This window comes from Frankia sp. Mgl5, from assembly GCF_023242985.1.
Lineage (GTDB): Bacteria > Actinomycetota > Actinomycetes > Frankiales > Frankiaceae > Parafrankia > Parafrankia soli.
The window spans coordinates 1-11,091 of record NZ_JALKFY010000668.1; the positions used below are offsets into that span (position 1 = coordinate 1).

General features: G+C 74.0%; 7 protein-coding genes and 1 pseudogene. 2 read left to right on the plus strand and 6 right to left on the minus strand.

Annotated features, from left to right (window positions below):
- Nucleotides 1–291 (minus strand): annotated as a pseudogene (locus tag MXD62_RS22160) (hypothetical protein); the annotation flags it as partial.
- A gap of 1,395 nt (nt 292–1,686) precedes the next feature.
- Nucleotides 1,687–1,860 carry a hypothetical protein gene (locus MXD62_RS22165; protein WP_248831409.1) on the minus strand — a complete coding sequence of 58 codons (174 nt, stop codon included), beginning with the start codon at nt 1,858–1,860 and terminating at the stop codon, nt 1,687–1,689.
- A 95-nt stretch (nt 1,861–1,955) separates the two neighbouring features.
- Between MXD62_RS22165 and MXD62_RS22170 the strand changes: the two genes are divergently transcribed.
- Nucleotides 1,956–3,608 carry a lytic transglycosylase domain-containing protein gene (locus MXD62_RS22170; RefSeq protein WP_248831413.1) on the plus strand — a complete coding sequence of 551 codons (1,653 nt, stop codon included), beginning with the start codon at nt 1,956–1,958 and terminating at the stop codon, nt 3,606–3,608.
- A 169-nt stretch (nt 3,609–3,777) separates the two neighbouring features.
- The gene (locus MXD62_RS22175; protein WP_248831410.1) at nt 3,778–6,387 is read left to right on the plus strand and encodes an ATP-binding protein; all 2,610 of its coding nucleotides are present in this window, start codon (nt 3,778–3,780) and stop codon (nt 6,385–6,387) included.
- A 22-nt stretch (nt 6,388–6,409) separates the two neighbouring features.
- Here the strand turns inward: MXD62_RS22175 and MXD62_RS22180 are convergent, their stop codons facing one another.
- From MXD62_RS22180 to MXD62_RS22195, 4 genes are all read right to left on the minus strand, one after another.
- Complete coding sequence (locus tag MXD62_RS22180; protein ID WP_248831411.1) at nt 6,410–7,483, minus strand: NDP-sugar synthase; 1,074 nt, start codon at nt 7,481–7,483, stop codon at nt 6,410–6,412.
- Nucleotides 7,484–7,619: 136 nt separating this feature from the next.
- Complete coding sequence (locus tag MXD62_RS22185) at nt 7,620–8,531, minus strand: glycosyltransferase family 2 protein (RefSeq protein ID WP_248831412.1); 912 nt, start codon at nt 8,529–8,531, stop codon at nt 7,620–7,622.
- 80 nt (nt 8,532–8,611) lie between these two features.
- On the minus strand, nt 8,612–9,742 hold the full coding sequence (locus MXD62_RS22190) for a glycosyltransferase family 1 protein (protein WP_020463323.1): 1,131 nt from the start codon (nt 9,740–9,742) through the stop codon (nt 8,612–8,614).
- Nucleotides 9,743–9,806: 64 nt separating this feature from the next.
- A complete protein-coding gene (locus tag MXD62_RS22195) occupies nt 9,807–10,985 on the minus strand; it encodes a glycosyltransferase family 1 protein (RefSeq protein WP_248831414.1) in 1,179 nt (392 codons plus the stop codon).
- Nucleotides 10,986–11,091: the final 106 nt, after the last annotated feature.

Consider the following 11,091-nt stretch of genomic DNA (forward strand, 5'->3'; position numbering starts at 1 on the left):
GGGGGGGGGGGGGCGCCCCCGGCGGCGGGGGCGCGCGACGACGACCATCGCGACGACCAGGATCACCGGGATCAGCAGCAGCGAGATCGCCCGGAGTCGGCTCGGGCGGGCCCGGCGACGCCGGCGGCGGTGCCCGCGCGCTTGCGGGTCCGGGTCCGGGCGGGAGGCGGGGTCGGGGGCGGGCAGGTGCCGGCCGGGCATGGAGGGCTCCGAGATCGTGAGGGTGTCCGTGTGCGCGGACGTCCGGGCGTGGGCACGGTGACGAGCCGTGCCGGGAGACATCGCGGGCACGGGTGAGACCCGTGGCCGCCGCGCGTGCGGTACGCGGCGGCCACGGGGCCGGGACGGCGGGCTCGGATGGCCCCGGCCGGTTACGGCGTCGCAGAAGGTGGGCATGCGGCGGCGCCGTGACCGCCCGCCGGGAGGGGAACCCGGCAGGCGGCACGCATCAGGGGACGGGAGACGGCGGGAGGATGGAACTCAGGGCGCGAGCAGTCGACGTGACGAGCCGGGAAACGTGACAAGCCGGGAAACATGGCAAGTCGAAAAGCGGTCCGGCGGAAATCACGCCGGTGACCTGCGACCGCGAAAGCAGGCGCAGCAGAGATCGCGGGCAGTGCGAACTACGACGGGCGACGGGAATCCCGAGCGAGCCACCGCGCTGTGGGCTGGACGGGCGACACGGACCGTGTCCCGGTGGGCTCCGGAACGTGGTCCGTCGACCGGGAGCCGGCCAGAGCCGACATCCGGTGTCCGAATGTTTGCGGAGCGCAGCATTGCACAACTTTTGCTGCCCTGCCAAGCGGTCAGTGCAGGATCAAATACCTCCGGTAGGAGGATTGACGGACGGTGACCGGCCCGGATATTCCACGCCCATGCGCACGCCTGCGCGACGCCACGCACGAGCCACGCACGGGCCGGCCTGGGCCAGCGGGCCGACATCGGCCCAGCCCAGCCCTCCTCCGGATGACGTTCGACCGCAGATGCGCCGTTGATCGACAATGCGTGATCATCATGTCGACACACAGACAGCCCAATTAGGCAACTCTTGCGGCCCGAACTGTTATCAACGTAACAGTCAGCGCCGAACCCTCCCGTTTCGGTAGCGGATAGTCCGGACTTTCTGTCACAGTCCTGTCTCGCAACGCATCGTTCCGGCACCAACGTGGCTCGCAGTCGGCGGTCCGCCACCGTGAGCACCTCAGAGTTCCTCACGGAGAGTGATGACCTAGAGAGCCGGCAGCCCGCTCCGGGCCGGTCTCGTGTGCCGGTCCGTGGCCCTCGAGCAGCCGTGCGGCTTCCGTCATAGCCGCACGGCGCCCGCCTGGTCCGGTGGTCGGCGAGGTTTCGCCTCCGCCGGACCAGGCCGTCCACAGGCCCTGAACAGGTATTTCTGTCTCACGCGCCCCCGCGTCCGGTAGGCGGAGCACTGTCCGTCGGACGCCTCCGAGCCCAGGAGTAGCGTGCCGGTGAGCCGTCATCGCCGACCTCATGAATCCCCGACCGGTCCTCCCCCTGTGCGCGAATCATCAGGTCAGCGTGTTCAGTTCAACGAGCACGGAAAGTTACGCGCACCCAGGCAGGATGCGGGTCGTCATCGTCCGCAGAGGAAGGCAGTCGCAGAAACGGGCGCGGGCATTCCTCTTGCCCGGACCGCGGTGTTACCGGCTGTCGTTTCGGGCTCGGCTACGACACCGACACCGACACCAGCGCCATCACCGGCACGTGGACCAGGACCTGCGCCTGGATCCGGACCAGGATCAGGACCGCGCCCGGCCGGTTCGGCTCGGAGGCGGGGCGGCCCGGCGGCGCAGGGCGGGTCGACCGGTGGAACCGCCCGGCACCGACGCCCCCCGCCATCCGACGAGCCCGCCTCCAGGCCCCGTGGCGCCAGGCATGCCAGGCCACCCCGGCAGGGGCCGGCGCACCGGAGCCGACGGTCGGGCGTGGTCCGCATGACGGTGCTGCCGACCGCGCTCGCGGCCGCCCTGCTGTTGTTCTGCACCGCGGGGACACCCCGCGACGACGGCGGCGGTGGCGACCGCGACCAGCTCGGCACCACCAGTCCCCCGCCGGTCCACCCGGGCGACTGGGCCATGCCCGAGCTGGTCCCCAACGGTTCGACCGCGGCGCCCGACCCGGCCACCCTCACCTCGCAGTCGCTCGCAGAGGATGCCACCGTCGACCCGGCCGACGTCCATTCGACGATCACCCTCACGGCCGCCGCGCGGGGCGTCCCCGCCCGCCTGCTGGCCGCCTACAACGAGGCGGCCGACCGACTCGCCGAGGACGAACCGGGCTGTCACCTGCCCTGGGAGCTCCTGGCCGCCATCGGAAAGGTCGAATCCGGGCACGCCAACGGGCGGCCCATCGCCGCCGACGGCACCGTCACCCGGCCCATCATCGGCCCGGCCCTCAACGGCGCCGACGGCACCGCGCTGATCCGCGACAGCGACCGCGGCGCCCTGGACGGCGACACCGCCTACGACCACGCCGTCGGGCCCATGCAGTTCATCCCGACCACCTGGCGGACGGCCGGCCGCGACGGGAACGGCGACGGGCGCAAGGACCCGCACAACATCTACGACGCCACCCTGGCCGCGGGCTACTACCTCTGCGCCCACGGCCGGGATCTCGCCGACCCCGACCAGCTCCGCGCGGCGATCCTCGCCTACAACCCGTCGGACGCCTACGTCCGCACGGTCCTGACCTACCTGAACGGCTACCGGCAGGGCGGTGCAGCCGTGCTGCCCCCGTCCGCGCCCGCGCCTGCGCCCGGATCCGGGTCAGGGTCAGGGTCTCCGGCCCTTGACGGCGTCCCGATCGTGGAGATGACGCCGAACGGTCAGGGCGGCGAACCGTCCAGCCCGCCGGGCACGCCTCCGCCCACGGCGACGCCGAGCCCGACGCCGCCACCACCGGCGGGGTGCGAGCCACTGCGCGCGGCCGACCTCACCGTCACTCTCACCGACCTCGATCCCGATGTCGCGGGCTACGAGTCGCTCGATCTCGCCGCGACCCGCACGCCGTGGACGAACGTCGACGTCACCGTCGAGACGGAGGCGGACACGACGGCCGGCACGGTGATCACGACGAGCCGGCGGACCGTGCCGGCCGGCAGTGGGAGCACCGCACCGGTGCTGCTGGCGCGGATCCCCGGCCCCAGCCTCGCCGTCGCCAAGCTGGCGGACGACAGCATCGTGCTCACCCTCACCGTCGAGCCCGCGGACGGGGCCTGTCCCGCGGTCGTGCGCCTGCGCATCCGCAACGTCCATCCGGACTCGTTCGCCCCGCCGGCCGCCCCGCCGCCGACCAGCGCGCCGCCGACGACCGCACCACCGACCACCACGCCACCGGCCACACCGCCGGGCACCGCACCACCGACCACCACGCCGCCGGCCACACCGCCACCTACCGCACCGCCGGGCACCGCGCCTCCCCCTGCGACGCCGTCGCCGACCGGCACACCACCCCCCGGCGCGCCATCCACCATGTCTCCCACGACCACGCCGCCCGACACCACGCCGCCGGGCACCGCGCCATCCGAGACCGTGCCGCCCGCGGCCGGGGAATCGGCCACCGCGTCGCCCGGTCAACCGGTGGGGTGAGCGCGGTGGGGTGAGGACAGTGTGACGGACGGCGTTCGCCAACCAGCGTCCAACGAGGTCCAACGAGGTCCAATCACCTGGAGGAGGCGGGCCGAGGCGGACAGTGCAATCACGCGCACTTCGCCGTAAGTAGTCCCAGAACCACCCGGCGCGGTCCAGACTTGCGATCGTGCCGGCTAACGCCCTCCATGCACTCGACACGGTCATGGTGCGCGCGTTCGCGGTTCTCCGTGTGCTGAACGTCGCCGTTCTCGTCGGCTACGTCATCGTGTGGTGGTCCTGGTATGCGGAGCATCCGGCCGGGCTCGCCGCGGCCGTGGTCACCGCGGCCTGGGGTGTCGTCTTCGTGGCGGTGTGCCTCACCCGGCAGGCGCTCCCCCGCCGCCTTGTCGCCGGGAACGTGGCCCTCGCGATCGTCACCGGTGCCGGCGCGGTGCTCTGGCTGCCTCCGGATTCGGTAGGCGGCTTCGGCACCTGGGTGTTCTCCACTGCGACCCACGCGGCGGTGGTCGCCGCGGCTGTGTACGGCCGCCGCACCCACGCGGTCGTGGTCGCGGCGATGGTCGCGGCGCTCCTCGGCGGCGCGGCGGTCGCTCAGGCCACGTTGGACGATCCCGCCCTCGGCGGGAACCACACCCCGCTGAAACGAGTGGTCATCGGAGTCGTGCTGCTCGCCGGGCTCGCGCAGCTCTTCCGGCTGGCCGTCGCCCGACTGCGGGCGATCGCGCTCGACGCCGATGCCCGGCTGACCACGGCCGCGGCCGAGCAGGAGGTGGCCACGGTAGCCGCGGCCCGGCTGCGGGACGAGCGCGAGCGGGAGCGGGTGCTGCACGACACCGTCCTGAACACGCTCACCGGCATCGCCTGGGGCGGCGGCGCCCCCCAGGGCGGGTCGGGCGGGGCGCCGGTGGGGCCCGGGCACCTCACCGGTGAACAGTGCCGCCACGCGATCGAGGCCGTCCGGTCGATGCTGGACGGCACCGCCGCCGGAACGCGCGACCTGGCCCAGCCGATGCGGCGGGTGGTCGCCGTCGCGCGGGCCCGCGGCCTGCGTGTGGACGTCCGGGCCCTGCCCACGACGGATCTTCCCGACGAAGTGGTGGCGGCGCTGGCCGGGTCGGCCCAGGAGCTCCTCGCCAACGTGCGCCGGCACGCCGGGACGGACCGCGCCGCGCTCGAGGTGCGCTGGCGGCGCGCCGACGGGGCGGTCACCGTCATCGTGTCGGACGAGGGGATCGGGTTCGCGGCCCGGACCGTCCCCGGCGACCGGCTCGGCCTGGCCCGGTCGGTGCACGCGCGGATGACGGAGATCGGCGGGCAGGCCACCATCACCTCCGAGCCCGGTCGCGGGACCACCGCCCGGCTGACCTGGAGCGGCGGGGAGACAGTCGGTGGACGGCCGGCGGGCCACCACGCCGCCCGTCCGGCCAGCCGCCGGCCAGCCCACCGCAGGGGCATGCGCCCGCGGCCGCGGGGACGGTGGGCCGGGTACCGGTGGACAGCGGTCCGCGTCGCCTCACGAGCCCGATCCGCCCTACCGGGCAGATCCGCCGCACAGACCCGAACCGCCTCGCGGGTACGGGTTCCGGCCGGCACCACCGCGGCCGAACTCCGGGACTCCTACGCCGCCGGCCTGCGCCGGACGGTCGCCGCCGTGACGGCGATCTGGTTCACCAGCACCGTCTTCGTGCTGGTCCTCGTCGCGCCGTCCAGCCGGTCGGTGCCCGCCGCCGTGCTGCACTGGCTGTCGATGGCCCTCGTCGTGCTGCCTGCTGCCTGGACCGCCTACCGCCGGCCGCTGCGCCGCGCCGAGGCGATCATCCTGATGGTGCTGGCGCTCGCGGTGACGGCGGCGGTCGGCTTCAACATCGCGCCCACCCACACCGACGCCGCCGCGGGGACGGGCGGGCCGCCGAGCAGGATCAGCACCTGGCCGGTTCTCATCCTGCCGCTGCTGCTGGCGCTGCTCGCCGTGTCCCGGCTGTTCGTCGAGTGGATCGTGGCGATCGCCGCCACCGTGACGGTGCTCGACCTGCTCGTGCTCAGGGGCGCGGGCACCGGGCCGCTCGCGCTCGCGCAGCTGCTGACCGCGACGAACGGTCAGATCGCGATCCAGGTCATGGTGTCGATGGGCGGTCCGCTGCTGCGGCGCACCGCGGACCAGGTCGCCCGCGCCGTGGAGGCGGAGACCGCGCAGGCCGCGGCCACGCGGTCCACGGCCGCGATCCGGCAGGACCGGGCCCGCGGGCTCGCCACGGTCGAGCGGGAGGTGCTGCCGCTGCTGGAGGCGGTCGCCGACGGGCTGCTCGACCCCGGTGACCCGGCGGTGCGCGAGCGGTGCGGCCGGCACGCGACGGCCGTCCGGCGGGCGCTGGTGACGGGTGCGACCGGGGCGCTGGGCAGTCTCGCCGAGCCCGTCTTCGAGGCGCGGGCGCGCGGGCTGGACCTTGAGGTTCAGGTGGTTGGCGAGGCACCGCGGATTCCCGCGCGGGTGAGCGAGCGGCTCGCCGCCGTGCTGCCCGGGCTGCTGCGCGCCGTCCCGGCGGCGGGGGCGGAGCACGCCGTCCTCACGCTGATCTGCGAGGAGGGCGACGGGCGGCTGTTCCTGACCTATCCGGCGGCGGCCCCGCCGGAGCTGACCGCGCTGACCGGGATCGCCGGTGGCGAGGTGTTCCCGGTCAGCGAGGTGCTCTCGGTCAGCGCGGACGCCGACGACGGCCAGGTGTGCGTGGAGGTCGCCTGGTCGGCCGGCCGGGAGGTCAGGCTCGGTCGGAGCTGAAGCCGCCCGGTCGGCCGGAAGGTCAGGCTCGGTCGGAGCTGAACCGGACGGCGCCGGCGCCGAGCACCGCGCCCGGGAACACCCTGGCCCCGGCGCGCAGCTCGTTGCCCGGCTCGATCACGGCGCCGTCGCCGATGACGACGTTCTCGAGCACCACCCCGTTGCCGATCACCGCCTCGCGGCCGACGACGCTGTCGCGCACGTACGCGCCCGCCCCGACGGACGCCCGGTCGAACAGCACCGAGCCGTCGATGCGCGCGCCGGTGCCGACCGAGGCACCCGCCCCGATCGTCGAGCCGCCGCCGATCTTGGCGTCGGTGGCCACCATGGACCCGGGCAGCACGAGGCGGTCCCCGACCGGGCCGGGCAGCGCCGAGGACGGCATCCGCCCGGTGACGAGGTCCCGCGAGCCCAGGACGAACGCCGCCGGGGTCCCGAGGTCGAGCCAGTAGGTGTCGTCCGGGTAGCCGACCACCGGCACCCCGGCGGCGAGCAGGGACGGGAAGGTCTCCCGTTCGACCGAGACCGGACGTCCCGCGGGAATGGTGTCGATGAGCGAGCGGCGAAAGACGTAGCAGCCGGCGTTGATGAGGTTGGTGGGGGGATCGGGGGTCTTCTCGAGGAAGGCGGTGACCCGGCCGGCGGGGTCGGTCGGGACGACACCGAAGGCCCGCGGGTCGTCGACCCTGGTGAGGTGGAGGGTGACGGCCGCGCCGGCGGTGGTGTGCCGCTCGACGAGGGCGCCGATGTCGAGGCCGGAGAGGATGTCGCCGTTGAAGATGACCACCGGCTCGTCGGCACCGGAGCGCAGCCGCGTCGCGACGTTGCGGATGGCGCCGCCGGTGCCCAGCGGTTCGGTCTCGGTGACGTATTCGAGTTCGAGGCCGTGCCCGGAACCGTCGCCGAAGTACTCCTCGAAGACCTCGGCCCGGTATGAGGTGGCGAGGACCACCCGGGTGATTCCCGCGTCGCGGGCACGGGCGAGCATGTGGGCCGTCACCGGCACGCCGGCGACCGGCAACATCGGCTTCGGCGCCGACATCGTCAACGGGCGGAGACGGGTTCCCTGCCCGCCGACCAGCATCACTGCGTCCATGGGGCGTCAGTGTCGCAGAGCACGTCCGAGTCGGTTGCGTGTGCCCGGCTGGGTGACCCCCATGCTCAACGAGAGGCCACAGGCTGGACACGCATCGTCGGGTCGGCGTTCATGTCCCGCAGTGGCCGACGTGGCCTCAGCGTGGCTTGCGGGCGGAGGTGAGCAGCTCGGCGGACCGGGTCGCGCGCGCGCCGGCGCTGTCGCGCGCGAACGCCAGCGCCAGCGCCAGCCGCGCGCCGAGGCCGACGGTGAGCGCCACGCGCAGCGGCAGCTGGCCCGGCCTGTCGTACTGCCGGCACAGGTAGCGGATCATGCTCCGGTGGTGGGCGACCACCATCTTCCGCGACGACCGCTTCGTCGAGTGCCCGCCGAGGTGCTCGACGACCGCCGACGGGACATAGACGAGCTGCCGGTCGGCCAGCCCGATGCGCCGGCCCAGGTCGACGTCCTCCATGAACATGAAGTACGACTCGTCGAAACCGCCGACGCCCTCGAAGACCTCCCGGCGCAGCAGCTGGCAGGAACCGGAAAGCCAGCCGGCCGTCATCTCCCGCGGGGCCCCGCGCTCGCGGCGGTAGGACGCCGTCCACGGGTTCGTCGGCCAGCACCAGCCGAACAGGGCGTGGCCGATGCCACGCCCGAGAGAGGGCAGGTCGCGGGCGGACGGGTAGAGGGCGCCGTCCGGGTTGGTGATACCGGGGCCGAAGGCGCCGCCACCGGGCCAGCGGTCGGCGGCGGCGATCAGCTCGTCGAGGCTGCCGGGTGCGAAGGCGATGTCCGCGTTGGCGACGACCAGCCAGGGGGCCGAGGCACCGGCCGCCCCGCGGTTCGCCGCGGTGCCGTAGCCGAGGTTGCGGCCGGGGCGCAGCAGGGTGACCTCGGGCCGCTCACCGGCGGCGCGGGTGCCGACATCCACCTGCGGCGAGTTGTCGACCACGACGACCTCGTAGGGGCGGGTGGTCGACTTCGTCAGCGAGTCCAGGAAGGTTCCGATGATCTCCCCGGAACGGAAGGTGACGACGATGACCCGGATCTCCGCCTTGTCCACCGGGGAACCGTAGCGCGTCAGCCGCCGGCCGCCGCACCGGCCCGGTAGGCCGGGTGGTCAGGCCGTCGGACCGGGGTGGTTCAGGCGTCGGCCACCGCGCGGGCGTAGCTCGCCAGGTGGGCCTCCGCGGAGGCCGCCCAGGTGAACTCGTGGGACCGGGCGAGCCCGGCCGCGGCGAGCTGGGCGCGACGCTCGGCGTCGTCGAGCAGCGCGCTCATCTCACGGGCGATCGAGTCCGGGTCGGGCTGGGTGTAGGCGACGGCGTCGCCGCCCACCTCTGGCAGCGAGAGGCGCGGGGTCGTCAGCACGGGAGCGCCGCAGGCCATCGCCTCCAGCACCGGCAGGCCGAAGCCCTCGCCGTGCGACGGATAGGCGACCAGCTCCGAACCGCCCAGATAACCCGGGAGGTCGGAGAAGCGCAGGTAGCCGGGTCGGATCACCCGCAGATGGCTCGGCACCGAGGCAACGGCCGCGTCGACGTCGTCATCCCAGCCGGAACCACCGGCCAGCACGAGCGCCGGGGGCTCGTCGCGCCAGTGCACCGCCTCCGCCCAGCCGCGAATCAGATTCGGGACGTTCTTGCGCGGCTCGAGCATTCCGAGGAAGGCCACGTAACGGGTGTCACCGAGGCCGAGGCGCAGCCGCACCCGGCGCCGGTCCTCCTCCGTCGGGGGGTGGAACGTGGTCGTGTCCACCCCGTGATAGGCGACGTCGGTGGTCGTCGACTCGCCCTCGAGGACGCGGACGAGCTCGTCGCGCGTGGCCTTCGACGGGACGATGATGCGGCTCGCCCGGCGCACCGCCGTCCGCATTGCCGACCGGAAGAACGTGCCCTTCACCGCCGTGTGCATCTCCGGCTCGGTGAAGAAGGTGACGTCATGGATCGTCACGCACACCGGCCGCTGCGCGCGCAGTGGCATCGTGTAGTGCGGCGAGTGGATGACGTCCGCGTTCACCTGTTCGGCGACGAGCGGAAGACCTGTCTGCTCCCACGCCAGCCGCGCCGGCCGGTGCGCGATGGCCGCCGGGCCCGACAGGACGGTCGCCCGCGGCGCCATCCGGCTGTAACGTTCCTCGTCCGATCGCTGGCACACCAGCGCCATGTCGGCGCCGGCCGCGCCCAGAGCAGCGACGAGCCCGTCGACATACCGCCCGACACCACCGCGGTCGGCCGGAACCGAGGTCGCATCAACGAGCACCCGGGGTCCCACGGCGCTCCTTCCGAGACGTGCCGCCTGATTCAGTGTGGCCGCTTGCTTCTCAACGGGGGCAACACTACGCCCGCCCGTCGTCGACGACGGACACGGCAGGGGAGCCGCTGATTCGACGGTAGAGCTCCCAGCACGATCGCGCCGCCCCATTCCAGGTATATCCCGCCGCACGGACCGGTCCGGAACGCGACAAACGACTGTGTAGCCGGGGATTCTGGACGATACGCGCGAGTGCCTCGGCGAAGCCGGCCGGATCACCGATCCGGGCCACCAGTGCCGCGTCGCCGGCGACCTCGACGAGAGCCGGCGTGTCGGAGACGACCACCGGCACCCCGTGCGCCATCGCCTCGATGACCGGCAGGCCGAAGCCCTCGGAACGGCTGGGCGCGACCAGCACCGTCGCCCGCGAGAGCACGACGGCGAGATCTTCGTCACTGATCCGGCCGAGACCAAGGAACCGCCCGGAGGCGGCAAGGTCCGCGAAGCCTCCCGGCCCGGTCGCGGCGGGACCGAGATCACCCCAGCCGGCCGCTCCGACGTGCACCAGCGGAAGGTCGGGCGCGTCCGGGTGACGCAGGGCGGCGAGCAGGGTGTCCAGGCCCTTGCGCGGTTCCATCGTGGCCAGGGTGAGCAGGTACCCCCGTTCGGGCAGGCCCAGCCGGGCGGCCCGGCGGTCCGCGTCCGGCGGCACCCGCAGCACCGCCTCGGCGACCCCCTCACCGATCACGTGCAGCCGCTGCGCGTCGATCGGCAGATGCTCCCGGATGTCAGCCGCGACGGCCCGGGTCGGCACGATCACCGCGTCGGCGTGGCGGGCGACCCGCTCCCCCATCTCCCGGTGCCAGCGGACCCCGTGCGGCGTCAGGGTCTCGGGATGGGTCCACGGGACGGCGTCGTGCACGGTGACCACCAGCCGCGGCCGGGCGTGGGCGGCGCGGTCCCGCCGGACGGGTGGGGGCACGAGCAGCGTCGGCGCGTGGACGACGTCCACCCCGGTCGGGCCCGGGCCCGCGCCGCGCGCCCAGGCGGCGGCGAGCGCCCGCCGCGGCAGGCCCAGCCGCAGCGGCCCGAGGACGCCCGGCAGGGCCGCCGCGGAGGTGTCACGACGGAAGGCACACCACCCGACGACACCGTCCCCGGGATCCGCGGTCCGGGCCAGGGCGGCGGCGAGCTCCGCGGAATACCTTCCGGTCCCCCCGGGAACCGGCGCCAGAATCTGCTCGACCAGGAAACCGACCCGCATCCCGCAAGTCTCCCCCGCCCGCACCCCCCACCGACCGCCACCCCCGCGACACAGCGACCCCATCCCCCAGCCCTGCCTGGCCGGGCGGGCAGGGCCTTGCCCTGCC